Annotated in this window: 24 protein-coding genes and 2 pseudogenes; 6 read left to right on the top strand and 20 right to left on the bottom strand. The window is 39.1% G+C overall.

The features are described 5' to 3' along the window. Positions 1-25: 25 nt before the first annotated feature. From ABES03_RS22500 to ABES03_RS22490, 3 genes and pseudogenes are all read right to left on the bottom strand, one after another. Positions 26-505, bottom strand: a complete 480-nt coding sequence (locus ABES03_RS22500; protein WP_430120895.1) for a DinB family protein — start codon at positions 503-505, stop codon at positions 26-28. 78 nt (positions 506-583) lie between these two features. Then, complete coding sequence (locus ABES03_RS22495) at positions 584-1441, bottom strand: aminoglycoside phosphotransferase family protein (RefSeq protein WP_430120893.1); 858 nt, start codon at positions 1439-1441, stop codon at positions 584-586. 124 nt (positions 1442-1565) lie between these two features. Further along, positions 1566-1655 (bottom strand): annotated as a pseudogene (locus ABES03_RS22490) (GNAT family N-acetyltransferase); the annotation flags it as partial. A gap of 142 nt (positions 1656-1797) precedes the next feature. On the opposite strand from ABES03_RS22490, the gene gpmA reads away from it, so the two are divergent. Beyond that, complete coding sequence (gene gpmA / locus ABES03_RS22485; RefSeq protein ID WP_430120891.1) at positions 1798-2565, top strand: 2,3-diphosphoglycerate-dependent phosphoglycerate mutase; 768 nt, start codon at positions 1798-1800, stop codon at positions 2563-2565. Between the two features lie 176 nt (positions 2566-2741). On the opposite strand, the gene ABES03_RS22480 is transcribed toward gpmA, so the two are convergent. Continuing rightward, positions 2742-4100, bottom strand: a complete 1359-nt coding sequence (locus ABES03_RS22480) for an ATP-binding protein (RefSeq protein WP_430120889.1) — start codon at positions 4098-4100, stop codon at positions 2742-2744. Then, the gene (locus ABES03_RS22475; RefSeq protein ID WP_430120887.1) at positions 4078-4791 is read right to left on the bottom strand and encodes a response regulator transcription factor; all 714 of its coding nucleotides are present in this window, start codon (positions 4789-4791) and stop codon (positions 4078-4080) included. The genes ABES03_RS22480 and ABES03_RS22475 overlap by 23 nt, the downstream gene beginning before the upstream one ends. 251 nt (positions 4792-5042) lie before the next feature. Between ABES03_RS22475 and ABES03_RS22470 the strand changes: the two genes are divergently transcribed. Next, the gene (locus ABES03_RS22470; protein ID WP_430120885.1) at positions 5043-8171 is read left to right on the top strand and encodes an efflux RND transporter permease subunit; all 3129 of its coding nucleotides are present in this window, start codon (positions 5043-5045) and stop codon (positions 8169-8171) included. Positions 8172-8348: 177 nt separating this feature from the next. Beyond that, positions 8349-8873 carry a DUF2202 domain-containing protein gene (locus ABES03_RS22465; protein WP_430120883.1) on the top strand — a complete coding sequence of 175 codons (525 nt, stop codon included), beginning with the start codon at positions 8349-8351 and terminating at the stop codon, positions 8871-8873. A gap of 105 nt (positions 8874-8978) precedes the next feature. Here the strand turns inward: ABES03_RS22465 and ABES03_RS22460 are convergent, their stop codons facing one another. From ABES03_RS22460 to ABES03_RS22435, 6 genes are all read right to left on the bottom strand, one after another. After that, positions 8979-9473, bottom strand: a complete 495-nt coding sequence (locus tag ABES03_RS22460) for an N-acetyltransferase family protein (RefSeq protein ID WP_430120881.1) — start codon at positions 9471-9473, stop codon at positions 8979-8981. Positions 9474-9540: 67 nt separating this feature from the next. Beyond that, positions 9541-10080, bottom strand: a complete 540-nt coding sequence (locus ABES03_RS22455) for an HD domain-containing protein (RefSeq protein WP_430120879.1) — start codon at positions 10078-10080, stop codon at positions 9541-9543. Positions 10081-10095: 15 nt separating this feature from the next. After that, positions 10096-10413, bottom strand: coding sequence for a DUF3221 domain-containing protein (locus ABES03_RS22450; RefSeq protein WP_430120876.1), 318 nt, complete (start codon positions 10411-10413; stop codon positions 10096-10098). A gap of 113 nt (positions 10414-10526) precedes the next feature. Next, positions 10527-11012: an HIT family protein gene (locus ABES03_RS22445; RefSeq protein WP_430120874.1), complete on the bottom strand. Its 486-nt coding sequence runs from the start codon at positions 11010-11012 to the stop codon at positions 10527-10529. A gap of 281 nt (positions 11013-11293) precedes the next feature. Next, positions 11294-11713, bottom strand: coding sequence for a hypothetical protein (locus ABES03_RS22440; protein WP_430120872.1), 420 nt, complete (start codon positions 11711-11713; stop codon positions 11294-11296). 304 nt (positions 11714-12017) lie between these two features. Next, complete coding sequence (locus ABES03_RS22435) at positions 12018-13634, bottom strand: glycerol-3-phosphate dehydrogenase/oxidase (RefSeq protein ID WP_430120969.1); 1617 nt, start codon at positions 13632-13634, stop codon at positions 12018-12020. A 210-nt stretch (positions 13635-13844) separates the two neighbouring features. Between ABES03_RS22435 and ABES03_RS22430 the strand changes: the two genes are divergently transcribed. Beyond that, a complete protein-coding gene (locus ABES03_RS22430) occupies positions 13845-14315 on the top strand; it encodes a divergent PAP2 family protein (protein ID WP_430120870.1) in 471 nt (156 codons plus the stop codon). 643 nt (positions 14316-14958) lie between these two features. Here the strand turns inward: ABES03_RS22430 and ABES03_RS22425 are convergent. The 7 genes and pseudogenes from ABES03_RS22425 to ABES03_RS22395 all read right to left on the bottom strand — a co-directional run. Continuing rightward, on the bottom strand, positions 14959-15657 hold the full coding sequence (locus ABES03_RS22425; RefSeq protein WP_430120868.1) for a hypothetical protein: 699 nt from the start codon (positions 15655-15657) through the stop codon (positions 14959-14961). 53 nt (positions 15658-15710) lie between these two features. Beyond that, a complete protein-coding gene (locus ABES03_RS22420; RefSeq protein ID WP_309867167.1) occupies positions 15711-15899 on the bottom strand; it encodes a hypothetical protein in 189 nt (62 codons plus the stop codon). A gap of 98 nt (positions 15900-15997) precedes the next feature. Beyond that, a complete protein-coding gene (locus ABES03_RS22415; RefSeq protein WP_430120865.1) occupies positions 15998-16552 on the bottom strand; it encodes a nucleotidyltransferase family protein in 555 nt (184 codons plus the stop codon). Positions 16553-16573: 21 nt separating this feature from the next. Next, the gene (locus ABES03_RS22410) at positions 16574-17407 is read right to left on the bottom strand and encodes a DUF4362 domain-containing protein (protein ID WP_430120863.1); all 834 of its coding nucleotides are present in this window, start codon (positions 17405-17407) and stop codon (positions 16574-16576) included. Positions 17408-17423: 16 nt separating this feature from the next. After that, positions 17424-18059 carry a hypothetical protein gene (locus ABES03_RS22405; protein ID WP_430120861.1) on the bottom strand — a complete coding sequence of 212 codons (636 nt, stop codon included), beginning with the start codon at positions 18057-18059 and terminating at the stop codon, positions 17424-17426. After that, entirely contained in the window at positions 18052-18723 is a 672-nt protein-coding gene (locus ABES03_RS22400; protein WP_430120859.1) for a Type 1 glutamine amidotransferase-like domain-containing protein, read from the bottom strand. Before ABES03_RS22400 ends, ABES03_RS22405 begins: the two co-directional genes overlap by 8 nt. A gap of 366 nt (positions 18724-19089) precedes the next feature. Continuing rightward, positions 19090-21000, bottom strand: a pseudogene (locus tag ABES03_RS22395) (bifunctional 2',3'-cyclic-nucleotide 2'-phosphodiesterase/3'-nucleotidase); the annotation flags it as partial. A gap of 420 nt (positions 21001-21420) precedes the next feature. On the opposite strand from ABES03_RS22395, the gene ABES03_RS22390 reads away from it, so the two are divergent. Beyond that, positions 21421-21693 carry a CD3324 family protein gene (locus tag ABES03_RS22390; RefSeq protein WP_430120857.1) on the top strand — a complete coding sequence of 91 codons (273 nt, stop codon included), beginning with the start codon at positions 21421-21423 and terminating at the stop codon, positions 21691-21693. A gap of 37 nt (positions 21694-21730) precedes the next feature. On the opposite strand, the gene ABES03_RS22385 is transcribed toward ABES03_RS22390, so the two are convergent. Continuing rightward, positions 21731-22228: a hypothetical protein gene (locus ABES03_RS22385; protein WP_430120855.1), complete on the bottom strand. Its 498-nt coding sequence runs from the start codon at positions 22226-22228 to the stop codon at positions 21731-21733. 135 nt (positions 22229-22363) lie between these two features. Here ABES03_RS22385 and ABES03_RS22380 point away from each other — a divergent pair, with 135 nt between their 5' ends. Next, positions 22364-23020, top strand: coding sequence for a FusB/FusC family EF-G-binding protein (locus ABES03_RS22380; protein WP_430120853.1), 657 nt, complete (start codon positions 22364-22366; stop codon positions 23018-23020). A gap of 95 nt (positions 23021-23115) precedes the next feature. On the opposite strand, the gene ABES03_RS22375 is transcribed toward ABES03_RS22380, so the two are convergent. Then, positions 23116-26301, bottom strand: coding sequence for an SNF2 helicase associated domain-containing protein (locus tag ABES03_RS22375; protein ID WP_430120851.1), 3186 nt, complete (start codon positions 26299-26301; stop codon positions 23116-23118). Positions 26302-26380 lie beyond the last annotated feature (79 nt).

The following is a 26380-nucleotide window of genomic DNA, read 5'->3' as shown; positions in this document are numbered from 1 at the left end:
ACAAATATAGATATTGATGTAAGTCCTAACCCTTTTGCGCAAGTCCTCTTCCAATGAGATTCGCGGAAATCGGTTTTTTTCCCACTTCTCTTGCCCAAATGGACAATTGTCCAACGTGGTGGATTTCGTGGGCTAAAATATGACGCATAACCTCTCCCCAGGTGTCGGTAGCAATGCTTCCATCTGGTTGGGGATCATATAAAATCAGATCCTCCATACTCTCATCCCATGAGAGCACAAATTTCTCCACTTCCTCCCGAAATAATGTATCCAGTTTACGGACCTGCGCTAGGCTTTGGTACTCTTCAAAACTCTCCTGGAAATCTGGCTTTCCCTGTAATAAACGAATCCAGCTCCACTCCACATCAACAATGTGAAAAAGTGTATGCAAGATGCCCCCTATTCCTCCTGTACGCACCCGAAGCAGTTCCTCCAATGGAACATCTTCACACCAAGAAAACCAGTCTTGTCTAACCTGCCAATTGTATCGAAACAGTGTTTGCATCTTTAACCCCTTCCTAATAACATGAATCTTATCCATTTATACGAGAATCTTTCATTTAATAGAATACTGATGCAATCATTATGTTAATAGTTTTTTCCAATAGCCCCATGCATTTAAATAGTCATCTAGATCATGTGGATGATGTTTTACACATGAAGCTATCCTAAGGTATAAGCCTATAAGGACCTCTTCATATAAAAAATGAGCGGATTTCCTCTCTTTATTACTTAAATGACTCGCTGCTGATTCAATAACCTCTGCAGTTAAGTCTTCCGGGGAGGAACAGAAGGCATAAATTAAATCATAGAGAGGCTCACCAAACACAGGAGCTGGGTCAATAACACCTGTCAACTGTTCCGCATTCCACACAAAATTATGTACACCTAAATCTCCATGCAAAAAGAACGGGGAACTTGTTATACTCTTTCTGTTTGGACTATTTACTAATTTAACCACCAGATTGATGTCCTCTTTTTCTAAATATGAACCTACCATATTCGTCGCTTCCTTTACTCTTTGCAAAAGAAACATCTGCCATGATTCGGTTGGTTCATCTGCCCATCCCCAACCAATCGGATTAGGAACCTGTTTATACTGATTCAACAGTTGCTTTACGATTGATATAAGTAGCCCCCTTTTATTATTTCTATTGTATTTGGTAAAACCAGATATGAATTCATAGACCATGTATTGATTTGACTCTTCAACATACAAAAGTTTAGGCAACAGGTTTATGTCTTTATAGAAATCTAGAAAGTTAGCCTCCGCTTGAAGAATTTGGGGCTCATTACCTTTAACTACAAATCTTGCCCCATTACTGTTACTTAGCAGGTACAGTTGGCTTACCGTCCCACCCTTTAAGGGTTCACACTTAACGGCACTAGTGGGAATGATACTTTTACTGATTAAATCTCCAATGATTCTTTCAATATCCATGGCTGCTCCTTTCATCTGGAATGTAGACTACCAATATGTTCCCATCCATAAATTAGTTCATTAAACTCCTCGCCACCCATTTCTATCTTGATGGTATCTATCCTTTTACCCCCTAGAGCCTCATAATAATGTTTGCATAGGTTGTCTTCCATGAATCCACGTGGACTTTGGCGATTCCTTTTGCATCGGATATAACTGCTTTTCTTATATTCATAAAAGCACCTCATTTTTGATTTCCTCTAAAAAAAGAACCTAAAACATATAAATTCCTCAATTGTATTCAACTTTCCTGCACGGTTTTCCATGGAAATGGACAAACTAATAGAATATAGGTTGAGAACTTTGAGGTGAAAGCATTGAAAAAGATTGTTTTTATTAGACATGGGCAAAGTCTTTATAATCTAGAAAACCGCTTTACTGGCTGGACAGACGTTGACCTTACTGATAATGGCTACAGCGAGGCGAGAGAAGCTGGAGCTATTTTAAAGAAACAAGGATTTATCTTTGATGTAGCTCATACTTCCGTTTTAAAAAGAGCCATTAGAACGTTATGGATATTGCTTCATGAGATGGATCTCATGTGGATTCCTGTATATAAATCCTGGAGATTAAACGAAAGACATTATGGCGCTTTACAGGGGATGAATAAAGATGAAGTTATCGCGCATTATGGGGAAGAACAAGTCAATGAATGGAGACGTTCAGCCAGCATCCGGCCTCCACTCATATCACTGGAGGGTCATGCCTTAGATCAAAAAGATCCAAAATTTACTCAATTGAATCCAGAGAATATTCCTCTCACTGAAAGTCTTCTAGATACAGAAAAGCGAACCTTAGTGTATTGGCATAGTAAAATTGTACCAAACTTGCAAAACAATCAACGAGTCATCATTTCTGCACACGGGAATACATTAAGGGCACTAGTAAAATATCTCGACAACATTCCCGACGATGGAGTCGTGAGTCTCAATATTCCTAATAGCATTCCCCTTGTCTATGAGTTAGACGACGATTTACATCCAATCAGACACTACTATCTCGACCAATATGGCGAGGTTCCCGAAGGTACAATCCCACGTCATATGGATTTGAATAATCCTGAAACACACGATTGGATTGGCTAATTCTAATCCATAGCATTGAAATGCCTGTTTCCAATTTCTCCGCTGGCATTTTCATTTTATAAAAGCATTGAGGTTGAAATCATTATTTGTAAAAATAGTTAGATATTTGAAAAAATACTCAAAAAAATACGACCCTTCCGAAAAGATGAGTCGCACCAAGACTTCATATAAACTTATTAAGCGGGTAAAATCAATTTTACTGTTGTCCCTAATCCTACTTTACTTTCTATTTCAATTTCCCCTTTGTGCAGTTTCATAATGCTCTTGGCGATATGCAGCCCCAAACCAGTGCCTCCTGTTTCTCTGCTTCTAGCCTTGTCAACTCGGTAAAAACGCTCAAAAATATGATCAATTTCCTCCTGAGGAATTCCGATACCATAATCTTTTACACGAACAATCGCTTGTTGTTGATTCATTTCTAAAAAAACTTCAATTCGACCATGACTATATTTTATCGCATTATCTAACAAAATAATGATGACTTGCTTAATCTTTAATTCATCAGCTTGGATGATGATTGGGCTCTCCGTGGAAAATAATGTTATTTCTCTTCTATATACGTCTTTTAATTGTTTGAAAATTGTTTGGCATAATACCACCAAGTTTACCTCTTTTAGTTCTATAATGTTTTCATTCTCTAAGGCAGCTAAGTCAAGGAAAGTCTCGGTCATCTTCTGGATTCTTGTTGCCTCGGCATGAATCGCTTGGATGGCTTCTTCCGCCATCTCTTTATCCTCTAGCCCGTGCCTTTTTAAAAAATTGGCGTAGCTCTTAATGACGGTTAAAGGTGTCTTTAATTCATGAGAGGCATCAGAAACAAACTGTTTTTGCCTCTCCATATTGACTTGTAGCTTTTCTATCATCCGATTAAAAGTACTTGCCATGGTTTGGAGTTCATCTTTTGTTTGATTTTGAATGGTGATCCCCTTAGGAACACCGCTCTTTTCAATTTCCTCCATGGTATGAATCATATTAGAGATTGGCCGCATAATTAGATTAGCCAGCCATCTTCCTCCTAGTAATGAGATACTAGCCCCTAATACCGTACAAAACCCTAAGATAGCACGAAGGAGCTCTTTTCTCGCTTCTAGCCCTATTAATCGTTCACCTATTTCCAAGCTACCACTCAGTTGGTTTCCCTTTGGAATGGGAAAACGAGTAACTAATACTTCCTCCTCCCCATTTTCCGCCGTAATCAAATGGGTTTCTGCATACGGATTTTCTGTGTATTTCCCCTTCATTTTTTTGGAGAGTAAACGATCATTCGTTACTTCAAAAATCACCCTATTCTTTGGTTGCATAATGCGGATGTATGAATGAAAAGTTAAATAATCTTTTAATTTTTTCTCCATATCACTAGAGGATGAAAGTGTATCAAGGTCTTTTATTATGTCAGCTGCCTTTTGATTCTGCATATCTTCTTCCATATTGATCGTTGTTTTCATAAATAAAATAAAGACCACTACATTAATAGGAATCATAATACACAACATCCAAGCAGTTGTTATAAGATTAATTTTTGTTGTAATCTTCATCCGTTTTCTCCTTTATCGTAAAACCAATGCCCCTAATGGTAGCAATTAATTGAGAAGAAAAGCCTTCATCGACCTTTTTCCTTAGGTGCCTAATAAAAACATCAATGACGTTGGTTTCACCTTCATAATCATATCCCCAAACATTCATGATGATATTCTCTCGGGTCACAACCTTATTTTTATTGGTGACTAAATATACGAGGAAGTCATATTCCTTTGGTGTCAACGTAATGGTTTTTCCATCCCGTATTACCTCTCTTGAATCAGTATTGATGACTAAATCTTTAACGGTCAATAGTGATTCTACTTCCCTTTTGCCTCCATTATTAGGCTGATTTCGAAGACAAGCACGAATTCGGGCTAATAGTTCTTCTATTTCAAAAGGCTTAGTGACATAGTCATTTGCTCCTTGATCCAATCCCGCTACTTTATCAAAGGTTGTATTCCTGGCCGTTAAAAGAATCACAGGGGTTGCGCTTTCCTTTCGCAATCTCCTTAATACTTCTATTCCACTTAACCCAGGTAGCATAACGTCTAATAAAATTAAGTCCATGTCCGTTTGTAACGCTTTTTCTAATCCTGCCTTACCGTCATGTTCTACTACTACCTGATAACCTTCATACTCCAATTCCATTTTTAAGACACGAGCAATCTGAGCTTCATCCTCGATTACAAGAATCTGTGTTTTCACTTCACACTCTTCCCTTCTAAATAGCAATAAAACTTCCAACGCATGTCTTATCTCCAATTTAGCATGATCTATCAGAAAAATTTGCGTCTTAATGAAATATTAATCTTTTATTCAGGGTACGAAAAGATTCATTCCCTATACTTAGGTTATCCAGTTTCGGGCAGTATCCATCATTTTGTAATTCTTATACAGCGGACATACGATAGATAGCCTTTTTAAACTATTATTTTATTCATTAAGGAGGAAACGGATTGAAAAGATTAGTAGAGGCAACGATGCAAAGAGCGATCCTCATGATTGTATGTGTGGTCATTATTTTAGCTTGGGGAGGTATTTCAGCTTTCCAAATGCAGCGAGATTATTTGCCAGGTATTAACAATACGACCTTGGCGGTTAGTATGAGAGTGCCTGGGTATCAAGCCGCACAAGTAAAACAGCAAGTAACCGACAATTTGGCTAGTGCAGTTAAAATGGTAGATGGACTAGCTAATGTCGAAACCACCTCTTATGATGGCGGATTATTTATGAGTCTTTATTTTCCCATGAATACAGATATGAAACTTGCGGAAGATCAAGTAAACAAAGCACTAGCAAATGCAGATTTACCGCAGACAATTACCAGCACTCCTTCAGTGACAAGATTAACAACTAGTTCATTTCCAATTCTAACGTACAGTGTCACAAGTTCAAAATTAGATGAACCAACCCTTCGCTCAACCGCAACACAGGAACTGGTGAAACAATTAAAATCGGTCCCTGGTGTAGCCGATGTTTCCGTATTTGGGGGAGCAAAGGATGGTTATGTATTAACCGTTCGAATGAAAGACCTAGTGAAAAATGGTTTAACCTTGGATGATGTAAATAAAGCATTTTCTCTTTCCATCCCATCCATGCCACAGGGGAATATTGCAAACAATCTATTATCGATACCGGTATCTTTTGACGGATTGCCATTAACCCAACAGCAAATGGAAAACGCATCAATAAAAAATAAACTAGGAAAAGCCATTCCTGTTTCAGCCTTTGGTACCATTTCGCATTCTTTAAATGATGTTAAAACCATTTCTAGAACCAATGGTAAGCCAAGTGTGGTCTTAAATGTGATCAAAACACCATCTGCAAATATTACGGATGTCGCCGATCAAGTAAAAGATCGCATCGCTCATCTTCACTTGGATACAATCAATCCAAAGGATATTTCGTTCCATGTTTTACTTGACCGAGAAAAAGAATTAAACAGCTCCCTTTACGGACTAGTTCGAGAAGGTTTACTGGGCTCTTTATTTTCGATGATCTGTGTGTTCTTCTTTTTCCGAAATGTAAGATCAACATTACTCATTGCGATTTCACTGCCGATCTCTTTACTGGCAACAACAGCTTTCTTAAAATCCATGGGCGTCACACTAAACATCCTAACCGTGTCAGGTTTAATTGTAGCTATGGGTCGGATTGTGGATGATTCCATTGTTATCTTGGACAACATGTATAGAAGACGCGAAGAATCAAAGGACAAATCGCTCCTATCCCTTCTTTCTTCAGCTGTTGCAGAGATGATACCAGCAATCCTAGGTTCAACCTTAACAACAATCGCTGTTTATATTCCAATCGCGTTTGTTGGCGGAGTTATTAGTGCCTCTTATAGCGGATTTGCCTGGTCCGTCGTTATCGCACTTATTATTTCGTTCTTTGTGGCGATGCTTGTCATTCCAGCTCTTGCCTTTATGGGATGGAAGGGCGGAAACTTGACGAAGCAAACCGTCAAGTTAGATTCTCGAATGAAGCCAGTATTGCAAGCAGCATTCAAGCATAAAAAAGCAATGGTGATAGGGTCCATTTTGGTCTTCTTATGTGCAGGTATCTATTCAGCCTTTTTACCAGTAAGCTTATTACCAAGTGGTAAAATCGGACAAATTGCTATTAAAGCAGAATTACCTAAGGGCAGTACACTAAAGGAAGTAGATTCTGAAGTCCAAAAAATTGAAAAAGCATTAAAAACCAATCCAAAAGTTGAGGCATATTCATCTAATTTTGGTTCAACTATGACACCTCAAAGTGATGATGTGTTTGACCAAGGTGGAGGATATATCACATATCCAAATGTGGCTAACCTCTCCGTTGTTTTGAAAAATGATAAGGATGCAGATTCTGTCATTAAGCAACTACAAAGCCAACTTCCGACATTAGCTAAGAATGTCATTTATACGGTTACAAGCCAGAGTATTTCTGGGGATGACTCACAAATACGACTATTATTTACAGGTGCTGCTCAAGCCACTTTAGACAAAACAGCACAACAAGCAAGAATTCGCCTTTCAAAAGTGGCGGATTTAAGTGTAGATGGCAAAGTTGATTTAACCAATGGTCTGCCTAAATACAAAGTAACCTTTGACCAGAAAGCAATTCAAGAAAAGGGAGTGCAAACCGCTGATATTCTAGCTGTTATAAACCGATACATGGCTCAATCAAAAGACGCAACCATTACGGTTGACCATAAAGCACTGCCTGTAGACGAATATTTAGACCAAATTGCATCAGGTACAAATTCAACTATTACGGTAAATGCATCTGCTAATGATGTTTTAGCATCTCTCGCTGCTGAGACCTTCCATGGGAATAATGGTGCCTTGGTCCGATTTGATCAAATAGCAAAAATCGCTAAAGACCCATCTTCCTCAACGATTAGTGAGCGTGATGGGCAACCGTTCTCACTTGTAACAGCACAAATTACATCAAATGATATTGGGAAAGTGTCAACCAAAGTTGAAAAAACCTTAAGTAGCATGAAGTTGCCAAACGGAGTAACGTATTCAATGGGCGGAATCTCTGAACAAATCAAAGACATGATTTTTGATATGTCTGTTGCCGTTGCCTTTTCGATTTTATTAGTATTATTAATTACTTCAGCTATTTTCAAAGGTTGGAGAGCACCTCTTGCTGTTCTTTTAAGCATTCCGCTTGCCCTAAGTGGTGTGGTGATTGCCTTAATCCTTTTTGGCGGTCAATGGAACTTAGCCGCACTTATTGGAATACTTATGCTTACTGGTATTGTGGTTACAAATGGTATTGTTCTAATTGATAAAATTGAACGAAACCGTAAAGAGGGAATGCCTGTGAATGAGGCTGTCCTAAATGGTAGTCTTTCAAGAATTCGACCGATCTTAATGACCGCCGCGGCAACGATTCTTACGCTCATCCCACTAGCCTTTTCACATAATGCAGATACCGTTATTTCGCAAACTCTCGGTATTGTCGTCATTGGCGGGATGGTTACATCAACCATCAACAGCTTTATTATCATCCCTGTTATTTATGAATGGTTGCATAAAAAAAGCACGGTCGAAAGACATTCCACCACTACAAATGAAAGCTTGAATAAATAATATAAAGCGAATTAAACAATAATTAATATAAACAACAAAAACACCAACTCGTTTCGGTGTTTTTGTTGTTTTCTTTCTTTAATTTTAGTCCGAAGCTGAAATTCATTTAGTTTTAGAATTAAAAGATAATAACTGGAAAATAATATGTGTGAATGTCTTAAAAAAAGGAGCAAAAAGATGGGAAGAAAAATATTTAACTTAATTACCATTAGTTTATTGTTTGTTTTTTTCTATGGTGTGAAAGCAAATGCAGAAATACAAACGCCACAAAATTATGGTGCTAAAGGAGCTCTTCAGGATTCCTCGATTACTTTAGAAGAAGCTTTAACCTATGCAATTAAGGATGAGTATCTCGCTCAAGCTAGATATGACACAATTATTGCTAAATTTGGTGCCATTCGACCTTTTACTCAAATTAAAGCAGCTGAGCAGCGGCATATATCAGCCCTTCTCCCTTTATTTCAAAAGTACAATATTAAAGTCCCAGAGGACGATGCAAAAAAATACACAAAAACACCAAGCAGCTTAAAAGAAGCTTTTCAAGCAGGGATAGATGGAGAAATAGATAATATCGCAATGTATAATAAGTTGGCATCAGTAGCAAGTCTACCCCAAGATGCAAAAGTAGTAATGCAACGACTAGGCGACGCATCTCAAAATCATTTAGCTGCATTTAAAAGAGGGCTTAGTCAAAATCCGTAACATAAAAAATCATTTTCTATACAAAAAGCCCTTGTTGAATTTGCAGCAAGGGCTTTGTCTACCCACCCGAACGATAAGGGGGAATTTAAATTAAGAGGTGCTCTTTCAGCAATTTTTATAGTAAAAAATGGTTGCAGCTAATTCACCATCAGCAGATTTTGCATAGTTCGGAATTCGCCCAGCTTGAATATATTCTAGTGAAGTATAAAGTTTATTAGACGGATCCCCTTCTCTTGTATCGAGAACAATTAATGATCGCTCCATTTGTCTTGCAGTTTCCTCGGCCTTTTGCATAAGTAAACGACCGATACCGTTACGACGGTAATCAGGGTGTGTCATTAATTTCGCAATTTCCGCCCTATGGCTTCCATTCTGTTTCGTCGATAAGTGTAACTGTATACTTCCAACAATGTGATTGTTTAATTTAGCCACAAATAGAATTACATCTGGGCTAAGAACGGTTTTCCAATAGTTTGCTGCATCTTGTTTTCTCATTGGTGGCAAAAAGCCTATTGAGGCTCCATCATCTACTACTTTTACTAAAAGCTCTGAAAGCTCATCAAGATGTTCTTCAATCAACGTTAGTTCTTCAATTTTCACTTCGGTTCACCTCTTTATGGAGTCTATATAATAAGCTAGACGAGATTAGGTTAATAAGGTTTCTTTACTATCTCTTAAAAAAGCGTTCTACCTCGATTTTTAATTCATCAAGCAACTGAAAACTAGACTGTTGGCCAATGCTTTCTATTACATTGGTATAGTACCACTTTTGTTGCTCTCTTCCCCGTTTAAATTTCCCCCAAACCTGCTCTCCGAATTGTTCTATATCGCGGGCAATTGATCTGATATTATGCAGTTTATCCGCACAGGCAACAACTCGGATTTCTTCGGGAGCGGTCTTCAGGTACTCAATCGTATGCTTTTTCCGATCCTCCCAAGAAAGAGATTTATCAGGCTCTGAACATCCCTCTACAATTTGAGCAATATTCCTGCCAAATAATTGCTCGATATCTTGTAAGGAAAGATCCGTATCCATAACCGTATCGTGTAATATTCCTGCTGCAACCAGTTCTTCACTATAGCCCGCCGTCATTAGAATCATCCCTACTGCTACTGGATGAGTAATATATGGAATATCAGTACCTTTCCGATACTGTTTCTCATGGGACTTTGCAGCCGTTTTTAGTGCTTTTTCAATAACATCCACACGTTTTCCTTCTCTCTATTCATTTTTTGGTGCTGTAAATTCAATATTTTGTGCATCTGCTTGTGCTGGCGAGGATTCTTTGATTCCACCTTTAATCCAAACGACTATCTCTTGTCCTTCCTCATATTTAGAAATATCTCCATTTTCATGCAAGGTGACCCAGACGAGCCCTTCTTTTTTATCTTCCATTAAAATGCGTTTATTATCATAATCCACTTGTGTAATAACGCCCTTTAGATCGACCTTTCCTTTCACCGCGTGGCCCCTATCACAACCTAATAATGTCAAACCAACACTTACTAGCAGCAACCAAAGCAAGAGTATTTTTTTCACAGTGGAACTCCCTCCTATTTATCATTACTAGTATTCTGTTTTAGACCAAAAATCTCCTGTTTCCCCCAAAAACCAGGCCGCGAATCTATACGATTAGCGGCCTCCCTTTACATCTATTTATTCAACTCTACTGTTAGCAGTTTAATAGCTTCCATTACGCTTTTTACATTTTCTTCATCATTCATGTTATTTCTAGCATGGAGCAGGACGGGGCGAACCGATTCTACGGAGCGACCAAACTCATACATCCATTCATAGCGGGGGACCATCCAGGTGTGGAAATGGTGGGTAGTATCTTCATTATAAAAATAGTAAACATATTCAATCCCTAATACTTCTCGTTGTGCTTTTCTAATCTTTGTAAGAAGATTTATGTAGTCTAGCTTTTCTTCTTCCGTTAACTCATCAAAACATATGATATGGCGCTTAGACGCTAGTATGATTAGCCCTTTTATCGGGTAAGCGACATCCTGATGTGCATGGAAATGTTCCGTTTCCACGACAACTCCCCCATCAGGCTCAATCATTCCGCTCGTTAATGCACAGCTCAAGCATTCAACCTCTACTGTATTCCCGTTAGATAAAGTTATTTTTCTCATACACGTTCCCCCTTCGACCCTTTATTGGCGGCCTATGAAAATATGCCGTTAGTCATCATACACCAAAAGGGATATTTAGTAAAATAATATAATATCATCCAAAAAAAATACAAAAGGGTTAGGTTTCTTCATAATAAAAAAATCAATCGAATATTAGCAGATAAGCCTTCACATCGGTCGTATCACCAAACTTTTAACTATTGAATGGTTGATAATGGAAGTAATAGCCGTTGAATTCTTTTGGAAATAGGAACTTAATGACATACTCATTCTTTTCATTTCTATTCCCCTTGATTTCTTTCTTTTAGAATATCCCGGATGATTTCCATATGAAAAGTAGCCCATGCTTTTTCGCGAAAATGAAGGATGACACTTCCTATTAAAATGAGCAAATACCCAAACCCAAATAGTGCCCAAAGCATACTTCCATCTTTAAAAAGGAAATCCATTAAGGGCTTGGAAAATAAAAATAATAGCCACGGCACGGAGGAAACAAAAATGGGTATAATGCCTGATCCACTTTTCTCCTTAATCATTCGATAATATATCAATTGCAACTGTTCACTATCAAGTGAATAATACAGTTTTTGAATGGCTTCAATTTCTTTAAAACCTTTCATGTCTTTTATGGATTCACCATTATGTATTGCTTTGTTAAGTTGAAGGTAAATCTTATGGGCATCCCCACGAAATGATAACATCTCTTCCTTCCTTCTTTCACCAGCATTTATCATAGTTATTCTTTAGCAATTGACACGCTTGTATGTAATTTTTATTTCAGTAAGCCACCGGTCCAGTTATTTAATTAAACGTTTACATAGTTAACGGTCGCCTTTTTTAGCTGCCGTTTTAAATACCTTGCTTTCTACGATTCGCTCATAAAACCTTTAAACCCAACTAAGAAATTGTAATTTTTTACTTAATATGTCTATCTAGACCTCGTCCCAATGAATTATCAATGATTTTTCTTAAAAGCATAAAAAATACAGGCAACCGCCTGTATTTTTACTTAGTCTCCGTCGGATTCACTGCATCGTTTAACTGGATTTCTAACTCATCCTGGTAATTTGCTTTTTCTTCGCCTGTCCATTCGAGATACTTCGCCATCATGTCTATTACAGCTTGTTTCCACTTTTGTACCCCTTGAATATTAAAATATAAGGCCCCTGTCCGGCGGATAAAAAAGTCCACAGGCGTAACTGTCATTTCCTCTTCCAAGCTATACAATAGCTGCACATATACATCCAATGGCAAACCGTATTTGTTATTGGAATCGTAATTCTTAGCTATATCAAATATTCGATGAATATTTGATCCATATCTTTGTACCAGCTGTAAGTATTGTTCCTTCGTAAATCCGATGCCAATGGCGTACTCAATATATTTTTCAATAAAAGCTTGAAAATTACTTGAACCTCCAAAATCCCCACCAGAGATAGGCATATGCATGGTTTGACAAGCCTTAAGATCCCTCTGTACATCTCCCTGCAGAATCTTCACTACTAAATCAACCACTGTTTCCGCCATCTTTCGGTAACCTGTCAGTTTGCCACCTGCAATCGTGATTAATCCAGAATCGGATATCCAAATCTCATCCTTACGGGAAATTTCAGAAGGGTCCTTGCCTTCTTCGTAAATTAATGGCCTCACCCCGGCCCAGCTTGACTCAATATCTTCTTCCTTCATCTGAATGGTGGGAAACATATAATGAATGGCCTCAATAAGGTAATTCCTATCCTCAGATGTCATTTTGGGATGTGCCGGGTTGCTATTGAAAAATGTATCTGTTGTACCAACATATGTTTTTCCTTCTCTAGGAATCGCAAACACCATCCTGCCGTCAGGTGTATCAAAGTAGATGGCCTGATTTAGTGGGAACTTCGATTGGTCAATCACTACATGGACCCCTTTTGTGAGCCTCAGTTTTTTTCCTGACAAAGAATGATCTTTATCCCGAATTGTATCGACCCAAGGACCAGTAGCATTAATGATTTTTTTCGCAAAAATATCTAACACTTCTCCACTTAGTTGATTAACCACCCTTGCACCGACTACTTTTCCGTCCCGGTAAAGTAGTTCGCTCACTTTTGTGTAATTGACGGCTTTTACCCCTCGTGAAACTGCTTCTTTGATTACTTCCATCGTCAATCGGGCATCATCGGTACGGTATTCCACATAGAGTCCGCTACCTTTTAATCCATCTCGTTTAATAAGGGGCTCTTTTTCAATGGTTTGATCAGGCGACAGCATCGATCTTCGTTCCGCCTTTCTTACACCAGCTAAAAAATCATAGACTCGAAGACCAATAGAGGTACTAAATCGGCCAAACGTTCCTCCTTTGTGAATTGGCAAAAGCATCCGCTCTGGTGTGGTAACATGCGGACCATTTTCGTACACAATGGCGCGTTCTTTCCCGACTTCCGCAACCATTTTTACCTCAAACTGCTTGAGATAACGTAATCCGCCATGGACTAGTTTAGTAGACCGACTAGATGTTCCTGCCGCAAAATCCTGCATTTCCACCAACGCGGTATTCAATCCCCTGGTTACAGCATCGAGTGCAATCCCGCAGCCTGTAATCCCTCCACCAATGACAAGGACATCAAATTCTTCTAAAGCCATTTCCTCTAATACTGCATTTCTATTTGAACTTGAGAATTTCAATGGATAACCTCCTATTTAGGAAAAAAACATTGGGAGACCTAATTATGAATTCCCCTTTATAACTCTATTCAATCCTCCATTCAAAATCTCCAACATATTACTTTGTTTTATTTTTCTGATAATATAATATTAAAAGCAATAACAAAGCCACTACATAGGAGGATTACCATGTTCTTATCCTTTCCCATTTGCGCTGCCCTTTTAGGAATGTTAATTGCTCAATTCGTAAAAATTCCGATACACTTTTTAACCTCAAGAGAACTAAAATGGAGCTTAATGTTTAGTACTGGCGGAATGCCGAGTTCCCATACAGCGACCATTATTTCTTTGACTACGGCGATTGGGATTACCTCGGGGGTTCAGTCAAATGAGTTCGCCATAGCGGTGATTGTGTCTCTTATTGTGATGCATGATGCGATGGGGGTTCGCAGACATGCGGGTTACCATGCAGAAGTGTTAAATACATTGTTGGCTGATTTCAATGTTCTTATCGAGACCTTAAAGCATCCAAGTTTAAAGAAAACAGAATCCCGTGAAAAGCTTAAGGAATTACTCGGCCACCAGCCAGCGGAAGTGTTTTTCGGAGCTATCACTGGAATCATTGTGGGGTATTTGACTTATTTGGTTTATCCGTTTTAGTTATTTGAAATGAGTTTTGGGGTCATAGAAGATGAGAGTACCAAAATGAGTTGTGTTAGCTTTTGGTGTAGTATGAAAATAATGTGGTATTTAGTTCTGCGCGACCGTTTTTGATTTGGCAAACCTGTTTTGGGCACGTAGATCCCTCTACGTTACCCGTTTGGTTTTTTCTACCGGGTTCCGGGCACGTAGATTCCTTCTACGTTACCCGTTTGGTTTTTTCTACCGGGTTTTGGACACGTAGATCCCTTCTACGTTACCCGTTTGGTTTTTTCTACCGGGTTCCGGGCACGTAGATCCCTTCTACGTTACCCGTTTGGTTTTTTCTACCCGGTTCCGGGCACGTAGACCCCTTCTACGTTACCCGTTTGATTTTTTCTACCGGGTTCCGGGCACGTAGACCCCTTCTACGTTACCCGTTTCATTTTTTCTACCGGGTTCCGGGCACGTAGATCCCTTCTACGTTACCCGTTTGGTTTTTTCTACCGGGTTCCGGGCACGTAGATCCCTTCTACGTTACCGGTTTGGTTTTTTCCAACAGGTCAAAAACCTTTATTAAAATACTCATTTAAGCGATTGGGATACCGTATAATTCTCCAGGAATACACACCCGTAACTGTTTTTAGTCTTAACAAACACGTCTTTATTTCGTATTTTCTAAAATGTTGCGAATCTTATCCGTATATATCTTACCTAAGCTCTTCTTCGTGTACTCAAAGTTTTTCATACTAGTTTCTTTTGGAACGTTCATATTCACCAATCGGATATCAAGCTTTTCAATGATAAAACGCTCGTCTGCATCCTTCGGTGTCCCTCCCACCTCAGCTAGATTTATCTTTGTCCCGTCATTTAGCTCAATAATATAAAAGAAGTCACCTTTTGAATGCCCGAACACAGAGGAGCGCCCCTTCCCATACACCCCAGTTTGGATTTTCACAATATCATTGTAGCTATATTCCTTTCCCATTGGAGCTAAAAAGGCATAATTGACGATTTTATCCGCTTTAACTACAGTGACAGGTGTTATGACCGTGTAAAGCAATACAATGGTGAAAGCTGTGATAGAAGCGAGAAGTATTTTTCTATACTTTTTAAAAAATCCTCCATATCTCCAGGCGTCTCTAAATTCTTTATTGAAAACGTAAAAATATGCCCCAAAAAGATAGACTTCAAAAATAAAAACCAACCCTGAATAAGGTGATCTGAATATCCAAATGATATATTCCTTTGGTACAAACAACTCTTCTTGGATGAATGCGATTAAGATAAATATTCCAATAGACAATAGGATGATGGCAATGAATCCCAGAACACGTAGAATGATGGCTATTAGCTTTTTCAATACATTGGCTCCTGTACAATTTTTTATAAAAAATCAAAAAAAAGAGAGCAACATTACTCTCCTTCGTTTACCACGATTTGGTACCCTTCTTGTTGCGGACCGTCCTCATATACATCCCTTGTTACTATGTAATAAGTTTCTCCATTATTATCTGTAATAACCAACTCACTTGGGCTTTTGTCGACTGCTGCAGCATCTAAGCTGTAATACGGTAAACCTAATGTTGACGTATCAAATGGCATGTAAATTCCTCTTTTCTATTTTTCTAAAGCTTACCCTCTTTTTAAAATTGAGGCAAGAACTCTCTTATAAAAATAAATTATGATAATACTCTATTGTATTAAACTTCTATTCTGTTCCAAGTTGCTTTCCAATTCTTTTTTTGAACACGTTCTTCATACAATTTCATTCGCTCTTCAGTCTTTGTAAAAAATGGGGTTGGTCTAACCTTGAATTGGATTACATCGATAATCCCCCAAGGAGCAGTTAAGATGACATGTTCATTTTCATCTATTTTAACCCCTAAAGCGGTCGCTGTTTCTGGGAATTTCGATATTGCATCCACAGAGGAGGTATAAGGTAGCAATTTATTTCTAATATGCATTCTAGCTTCATTTTTCACCGACCATGGAATATCTGGCTTAAGAGCCCCCAATTTTCTTTCAAGCTTCTTTTCCTCTAACTCATCAATAGATGTTGGGTCGAAATAAATGACATCGATATCTGTAATAGGTGTCCTTTCACTAAACCCCTGAAGAGTATCCCATATTTTTGAACGAACAAAGCCAGCACAAATCCACCAATCAGGTAAATTCAGTGATTTTACTGATTTTAATATCTCCATCATCCATGGATCACTTTGTATAATCGAAATGATTTCTTGTTCATCTATCATTTTTTGTTGACCCACCTTTTGTTATTCATAAGATCCTTTAACCTCTGGGAGCGATTGGTAGACAGGATTTTGTTTTAGGATGGATTTAATATCAGAAACTAGCGCCGACATTTGTTTTCCATCCTTACTATTATCACATTCGGACCAGGCAAAATGTCGCTGTGCATCATTTATCCAAACAGTTAGCTCATAACTGACAAATGGCTTCATATTGCATTTAGTCGATAGCTTTTTTTCCTCAAGATAGTTTGAAAGAATCATGAGTTTATAGATTTGGTTCAATTCATCCTTTGAAAACTGGAAATCACTGACGCCAACTGTTTCCCCATTTTGCAAATCCTTGATCAACTCTTGGTCTTTAGTGTTGATTTTATTTTTCAACCCAACACCATATTTTAACTCAAAATCAAACTGGTCCTCTTGGTCTACATCATGTGAAATGGTCAGTAAATCCCCTAGTTTTGGGCATTCCTCTACTATATATTTGGTACTTGTAGTTGATTCTAGCTTTTGGATACTTTTACAAAGGTAAGTATTTACTTCTCCTTGGCCAAACTGGTCTTCTCTAGTGTCTCTTTTAATCGTGAATTGGGACCCATCATAAGTTAAGTCATAATAAATGGGATCACCTTCTATTGTATATCGAATGAGGCGAACCTTATCTTTCTTCCCATAGTTCATATTTTTAACAAAAAGGTCTAATCTTTCAATATGCTCAATACCTCCATGCGTTTCTACTATTTCATTAGCAGTCGGTTTATAAGGTTTGTGAGTGGAATTCTCTTCTCTTTGGCAAGCCGATAAAATAACAAAAATGAATAGAGTTAATCCCGGCCAAAAGGCTTTGTAACTCATGCTTCTAACCCCCTTTTCACGAAATAGGACTCTCAACTCCACTTGCTGCGTAAAACTGAAGAAGGTGTTTGCTAGAAAGAGCTTTCTTTAATAGTTCTTTATTGTACCCATAGGTTTGCATTGCCTTGATGATGGCATCAATTCTTTCTTGTCTTTGTCTTCTATAGTTGGATTCTAATTGTATTTCTAGTGGGACGGTGCGGATGGTGTATGGCCCAAAAGAGACATTTTTATATAATTCCCAAATAAATTTCCCACCCTCCCAAATGCCATCTCCAGTTTGCGAATCGGGAATCCCTGCTGAATTGGAGATATTGACGACTTCAACATCCACGCCTTCCATTTTCCAACGACCTTTTGTCCATGTAAAACCAGACGGAAAGGTCTGAGTAAACGTTGGCTCTTCAACAGAAGATAACCAATTCTCATCATGGTTATCTCCCTGTTTTTCATGAAGGGTGTATGGAAGTAAAAGTTTCGCAAACTGACCGACACTTTCTTTATCCTGCACATATATATCAATGTCACCAGGAGTTATGTCACAGCCTTGGAGCACAGATCCAACAGACCCCACCAATATCCAATCCGTTCTGGATTCGGAGTTATAATAGATTTCACATATTTTTAATAGAGCCTTTTCCCAATTACTCAATTTCTCCACCTCTAGTCGATTCAATCCAATTACCATTTCGGATTTCATTTACCTTTCCAAAAAACTCAATTGTATCTCCTTGTAAAACAATGCCATCACCGTCGTAACAGGTGTAAATCGTGTTTTGGTTGGTTAAAGAATACTCTAATAGTTCCTCTAGACAAGGCTGCTGTATTTCCCAATGTGGCATGAACTCAAAGTTTATTAGATTCAATGACTCTAATGTTTGCAAATCATCGATATTGTCGTCTATGTAGGCTGCAATCCTAATAGTTTTAGACATCATGATGCTTCCAGCACTAAGGCCGATAAGTAGTTTGCCTTTTTCCGCCATGGTTTGGATGGTTGGGATCAGATTTCTTTCCTGGAGATTTTTTAAAAAATAGAAGGTGTTTCCTCCTGATAAGAAGATACCGTCACAGTCTTTCAACTCTTCTAGCAAGCTCTCATCATATTCTTCATCAGCATCAAAATATAAAAAATCGCTAACCCCTAAGGACTGGAAATACTCCTTAATATAGTTGAAGTATTTTCGTTGAGGGTCTGATTGGGAGGGAATGTATGCTAGTCTAAAATGGCCTTTGCCTATCACTCCTTTAATTCTTTCCTCTAAATATAGATTCATATTGTCTGAAATATTGCTTAACAGTAAGAGTTTTCGCATATATAGTACCCCTTTTTCTAAATCTATCCAATTTTATCTCAAGTTCGACATATACGAGGCGAAACCCTGCCTGTATGAAGGACAAAACACTTTGTGCATCCTTACTTTTTGTCCTTCATCCACGCTATGAAAGACAAAAACCTTCATGCCCCCTCTCATTTTGTCCTTCATCCACCCTATGAAAGACAAAACTCCTCACGAATCCTTTCATTTTGTCCTTCATCCACCCTATGAAAGACAAAACTCTTCACCGATCCTTTCATTTTGTCCTTCATCCATAGCATATCACCCACCCTCCAACGAAAAAGCTGTCCCTAATCCAGGGACAGCTTTTTTCCTGCCGAACTAACCAGCAACAACCACTTATTCAGTTAAATCAATAGAATACTTAGCAAATCCACCAGCCGATGGCCCAATGTACTTAATCGGTGGGAACTGGCCAAGGTATTTTTGAGCATTTGGTGAAGAATCAAACACCGGAACCACTGTACCTTTGAACTTAGCAAAGGACCAGTTTTGGTCTGCCGTTGGATTAATGGTTTTCTTTTCTTGAATATAGTTCGTGATAATTTGACGATTCTCATCAGGTGACTTTAGGACAATCTCACCCTGACTGGCTCCAGGGAAGGTCGCGCTGGATGCCCGGTAGTTATTCGTTGCAACAATAAACTTTTGGTCTGCTGCAACAGGCTTCCCTTGATAGGTTAGATTAACAACTCTGCCCGTACCCGGATTAATTACATTCCCATTAGGATCATATTTAGCAGGCTTCGTCACATCGATTTGATACTGCACTCCATCAATTACATCAAAATTGAAGGATTGGAAATTCTGATTAATCAATGGCTGCTCACCAGTATTAGATGGCTCAATCTGATTAAATTGCCCTGCACTCATTTCCAACCATTCTTTGAGCTGAGCCCCAGTTACTAATTTCGCTTGAAGTGTATTTGGATACAAGTACAAATCCGCTACATTTTTTATGGCCAAAGTGCCCGCAGGAATGTCGGTGTAATATTGCGGGCCGTTACGGCCACCTGCTTTAAACGGTGCTGCAGCAGAGAGAATAGGGATACCTGCATACTTACTGTACGCTGGATCTTTTAATTTCTCTGCCAAATATTCTGTTTGTGCATTATTCACGATTTGTACAGAAGGATCATCCTGGACCAGCGCAAAATAACTATAAATCGGAGCGGTGGTTTCCCCTACTGGTTGATTGACATATTTAATCGTTCCCTCATGTTCTGGCAAGATTGCTTGCATGAGTTGCGAGTCTGTTTCGACAATGGATTTACCCGTTGCGTCAACAATAGGCCGTACACTCGCTTTACCTTCAACCACATTCCACTTTCCACGCTGTTTCTCAAGTTGGAGGTCAATCACTCCAAGATGACTGCCAAAAGCCCCTGGCATAACAACAGGCTTTCCGTTGATCGTCCCTTTTTCAAGATTCACATTTTGAATAACCTTATAGAGTGGGCCAGGGAATACATTATGTTGATGCCCGGTAAAAATCGCATCAATACCCTTAATTTCTGTTAAATAGTAACCCGCATTCTCCATTCCAGGTTGATAAGGCTCCCCGCTTATTCCCATATGAGCAAGAGCGACAATAACGTCAGCTCCCTTCTTTTTCATCATTGGAACATATTTCTTTGCTGTCTCAACAATGGATTTTACCTCGACTTTTCCTTCTAAATTAGCTTTATCCCATTCCATAATTTGAGGTGGAGCAAAACCTATTACTCCTACCTTTATTGTTTGCTTTTTTCCTTGTGCATCTACAAGCGTTTTATTAATAATAACGTATGGTTCAAAATAGGGTTCATTCGTGCCTGCTTTCACCACATTGGCGTTTACAAGAGGCATTTTGGCATCATTTAGTGTTTCATTGAGGTAGTCCAAACCGTAATTAAATTCGTGGTTGCCTACTGTAGTAGCATCGTAACCTAAAAGGTTAAACAAGCGATAAACAGGGTGCACCTCGCCCTTCTTTAACCCCTTTACTTTTGCCACATAATCACCTAATGGATTTCCTTGAATCTCGTCCCCATTATCAAACAGCATCGAATTCTTCACTTCATTTCGTGCTTGTTTGATGAGGGTAGCGGTTTTCACCAAACCGACTTTGTCGTCTTGCTTTGTCTGATAATAATCATAATTAGCTAAAAAAACATGAAGATCGGTCGTTCCTAGCAAGCGCAGCTGGACTGTACTTTCTGGCTTTTGCGCAAAAGCACGATTTGGCAGAACCTGTCCAATGATGACAAGCATTGAAACTAGTAAGATGTTAATAGTTTTAACCAATCAAGAAGCCTCCCTTACTAAAATCATACAAACGAGGATAGTATTTGCAGCAAGGGACGAGAATATGACGGTTACTTTCACAAAAATTTTCTCTGGTAAAAATTCACCCTAGTCACATAGGTTAAACTTCAATTATAATTATGTGTAGTCCCTTACCAAAATAAGGTAGGAACGAAACCTTATGTGTTTTAGGAGGTGATGAGTCTTGGGAAATCACTATAGATTACCAGGGACTCCAACAACTCATGCAAAGCCAATTATTGGAAAGGCGATACTTTGCATGGGGCGGACATTCATTTAACAAAATCGCCCAGGTAAGCTTTCATTTTATTTCTAATATGCGGCTTTGCACCTTATTTTTCTAAAACAAATAAGGGGCTGGCAAATATGAAATATGTAAACGCAAGCAACATTTTACCTGAAAAGCTGATTGCAGAAATTCAAAAATATGTGCAAGGGGAAACCCTTTATATTCCTAAACCGGAGAAAACCTACCGGAAATGGGGAAGTTGTTCTGGGGCAAGAAAGTCTATTGATGACCGTAATGCCTCCATCAAGCATGCTTTTACTAAAGGAAAAAGCATGTCTGATTTAGCCGATGAGTATTTCTTATCCATCGAAACGATCAAAAAAATCGTTTACTCGAATAAAAAACACTGAAAAACGCTCAGAGTCTAAAGCTCTGAGCGTTTTTCACCTAGCTAAATCTTTTGGTTTTCTCAACTAAATACTGGACACCATATAATAGATAGGCCTTATAGTGTAAGTAAAGAAAAAATTGAATATGATTGATTCGGTTTAGACTTATAATCTTTAATCTTTTTAGGACATCAATGAAAAAAAATGCAAAGAGGCCATCTGATATGAGATTAAGTAATACAAATTTTTTAAAGTTTCCATACGAGATTTTAAGTAACCACATGGAAAAAGGCATATATGGCCCCACACTAAAAGGGAGTTCATCTTTAATAAATGACTTTCTTCTATCGTAAAACTTCCACCAATTTCTCCTGTGTCCATACAAATGATTGATAATCTCAAAGATCACAATAAATACCCCTGATATTGAATAACGTTTGAGACTCCGCTTTCCGATAAATAACAATGATAGCCATGGAATTATTATGATAGAAAGATTAAATACTAAGTGCCTCTTAGATATCTTAGGCTTTTTCACCTCAACATTCCTTTCCATTTCACTTTTATACTTTACGCCCTATTAAGTGTTCCTAAAATCATTCTTTCATATGTATGATTTGTTTCTAAATTATCTTCTACATTTTAATTATTGGATACTTTTTTTAAAATAAAGATAATGAGGTGATGAACAATGAACGAAAAATTCATAAAGAATGACCAATATAATTTTATACAACGACAAGTGGCTTTGATTAAGGATAGTAATCGGAAGAATTCTGACCCAAGTGTGATTAAGGCAGTCAGGGAACTGGCAAACGCTCAAATTATTGAGCTATTTCCACAAGCAACAAAGGAACAGATGGAAAAGCTGGATCTATCGAGCTGGAAAACGGATGCTGAATTTGACCAGTATGTTCAAGAGCTGGCAAACTATTTAATCCCGTTCCCGAAACTGACCGAGCAACAAGTGAAAAAGATGTTTCCAAAAGCGAAGAAATTAAAGGTACCAAATTTATCGGCAATCGATTTCGAGAAAATGACCTACCTAAGCTGGACGGATATCAGCACCAACAAAAAGTTTATTATCTATGAGCACGATGAGAAAATGCTGGGGATAGAATGTAAATACTCTATTATAAATAAGGACAATATCTGCTCATTCTGTAATCGCTTTGGGAAAGTGGCCTTTATTTCCACAATCACTAAAGCTAAAATGTCGAATAACCCAGACTACTACAAAGCCATAGGAAACTATATCTGTCAGAACAGTGATGAATGTAATAAAAAGATTACAAATGTTGACTATTTAACTTCGTTTTTAGAAGAGTCCCTTAGGAAACATGCATAGAAAAAAGAACCTTGGGAGCAAGGTTCTTTTTCTAGGGATGATTGATAATGGAGTGTCAGTTGGCGCAGTCTGCTCCTAAGACAGTAACCCCACCTTTATATCATCAGAATCTCCCTAATATCCTCTTCCGTAAGCGTGGCCATCACTTTTTCATCCGAATCAATCACTTCATCGATCAAGTCTCTCTTCTTATCCTGTAGCTCGTTCATTTTTTCCTCGATGGTGCCTTGTGCCACAAGCTTGATGACCTGGACGACATTTTTCTGGCCCATCCGATGCGCACGGTCCGCCGCTTGCTCCTCGACAGCAGGATTCCACCATGTGTCATAAAGAATGACGGTATCGGCACTCATCAGATTAAGACCTGTCCCTCCAGCCTTTAAGGAAATCAAAAATAAATCCCGCTCCCCGTGATTAAATCGGTCGCAGATTTCTACTCGTTCCTCTGCAGGCGTTTGACCGTCTAGGTAAAAGAACGGCATTCCCTTCTCTTGCAACCTTCTGCCAATCAGCTCAAGCATTTTAGTAAACTGCGAAAAGATGAGCACCCTTCTACCGGACAGCTTGGACTCATCGACAATCCTCATCAGCTGATCCAGCTTTGCCGACCCACCCCTATAGTCATCAACAAACAATCCCGGGTGACAACAAAGCTGCCGCAACCGCGTTAAACCGGCCAATATTTTAATACGATTTCTCCGAATCGTATCCCTATCGAGATGCTTCAGCGTATCGTGTCTTAATTTCGATAGATAGGCAGCATACAGCTTCTTTTGTTCAGGGTACAACTCTATAGATTCCCGCGACTCCAATTTTTCAGGAAGCTCTGCAAGAACATCCTCCTTCAAGCGCCGCAGGAGAAACGGCCGGATTCTTCGGGCAATCATTTTTCTAGAAAGCTTACTATACTCCTTTAATCCTAGGAACAACTCTGGAAAGACCACATGAAAAATGGACCACAGCTCTTCGAGTGAGTTTTCAACCGGGGTACCCGTTAGTGCAAAGCGATGACGTGACTTCAGCTTCTTAGCCGCTCGGGCTGTTTGTGTTAATGGATTTTTAAAGGCTTGAGCCTCATCAAAAAATAAGGCGTGAAAAGTCTGTTTTTCTAACCAGCTAATTTCACGACGCAATAAAGGGTAGGAGATAATCATCACATCAACATTAGCAATCCTCTTAAATAGCTCAGACCTCTCAGCCTTATCTCCGTCCACAACTATTGCCACCAACTCGGGCGCAAATTTTCGGATCTCGCTTAACCAGTTGTAGGTTAAGGAAGCAGGACAGACAATTAGGACCGGCTCCTTGCTCTTACGAATCTCAGGCAGCTCGGACACAATATACGCCAAGCTTTGAATGGTTTTTCCAAGTCCCATATCATCTGCTAAAATCCCACCGAAGCCATAGTGTGCCAGTGTTTTCATCCATTTATATCCGAGCTTTTGATACTCTTTCAGAATGTGTGCTAAACTAGTTGGCACCTCAAAATCAAGTTGTCCCGGGTTCATGAGATGGTCCTGGAACTGGCGGAAGGATTCCTCCAGCTTAAACGCATCACTAACCTCCACCACATCAAGTAGCTGTAGACTTTGCTCGACCGGTAACTCCAGTCCCGAAGCCAAGTCTTTATCCTTCATTTGAGGTGATTGAATAAATCGTTGTATCTCATTCATTTCCCTTGATTCTAATGAAAAAAGAGATCCATTCGGCAAACGGTAATATTTCCGTTTTTCCTCCAACGCAGATAACACCTCGCGAATTTGGTGTTCAGAAATACCGTCCATCTCAAATTTGAATTCAAGCCAGTTCGTCCGTTCTTTTTTGACCTTCACCCTTATATGCGGATGGGTGGTCCCTCTAAAAATCCGATTTCTAACAGCGGTCGTTGCATAAATTCGCACCAGCTTTTGGAGTTTTGGAAGCATATGAACAAGAAACTCATACTCCAGCTCCTCATTATGCAAAAAGTAACCCCCATCCGTCGTAGCAAACTCGCTATCCCTCATGAGCTGTAGAATTTCTTCTTCCTTATCTACCTCTCTTACGATTAGGCTGTTAGCTGGCAATTCTCTTTTTTCCAGTGGGTTAATCATCATGTGATCATAATGAAACTCAAGGCCGGCAAGGAGGCGATTACTTACACGGTCCAAGTACAATTTAGCTACCAATGGGGTACTCATGACCTGTTTCCTAATCGATTCCGCAATCGTCACTTGTCCTAGCTTTTTTAATCCTGGTGCGACTTTTTCTAGGAAAAACGAGATCTTGCCTTCCGGAATCGGAATTTGCTCCATTCCTGTGTTAGCAAGCATTTGTTTTAGCTCGGAGAGACGCTTGCAGTCTTGCACTTCTAACTGTTTGATTTTCCCGTCATACACAACGGAATGATAGGCATCTAAGACAAGTACTTGCTCAAAGCCTTTCACATACAATTGATACCCATTCCCTTTTGTTTCTGTAAACTGAAACTGCAATGGCGGCAATTCATGCGTGACGTTTAGCCCTTCAAAGGTTTGCCCGGAATACACAAGCTTTACCTGCGGTACTTTTAAAAGTAACAACAGCAACTGTTCCCAGGACGAAGAAGGGATTGGCAATATTCGGTTCTCTTTGGTGTCAGGCACCCTGTTCATATAAATCTGTTCATCACGATGTACTTGAATGAGCTGTTGAAGGACGGCATCGGTTTCTTTTGAAAAACATTGCTGACTAGGGTCATACGTAAAGTGCTGAGAAAGGGATGCTGACCTGCCTGTTCCTACTTGTTCTAGAAAGGCACGAATATCTGTAACGCTAGTCGATTCGACCGCTAATTCGATTCCAAAGAGGTGACGACCACCCCCAAGATCCACTGGTCTGCAGGTAAACATTACATCAAGAACCTCTCTCGTTTCAAAATGGTTCTGGTGACCACTAGAGCGCACATGCCGATCCGAGAAAAGGGTGAATAAGTCCTCTGTTAGACCTGAAGTGCTAGATATGGTTGGAGTAGTTCCATGTTGTTGATGCTCGTAGATTGCCAATAAAACAGCCGCAATATGCTGGCAATCCTTATTAAAAGACGCAAGCTTCGGGCAACTGCATTCCGTCTGTAGTTTTCCATCCGTACCTGTTTCAATCACCACATGAAAAGCTTCATCAGCTGTTACCGTCGCTTGGCAACGTTCAGGTTCATAGAGCTCAAAGGTCACTCTGTCCGTTCGGTAAAAATAATCCCCTCGTTTGAAGGAGACAGTGCCGCACATTTCTTTGATAAGTTTATGATTTAAAGGTATATTCACGTGCTTCCCCCTCCTCATGAGGATCAGATTCAATAGTAAGATTGTAACACAAACAAACAAGAGAAGGGGACAGTCCCCC

Source organism: Neobacillus rhizosphaerae (assembly GCF_050477885.1).
Classification (GTDB): Bacteria; Bacillota; Bacilli; order Bacillales; family Cytobacillaceae; genus Neobacillus; species Neobacillus rhizosphaerae_A.
Note: the sequence above shows the minus strand (reverse complement) of the source record. Positions and strands in the feature narration are given on the sequence as shown.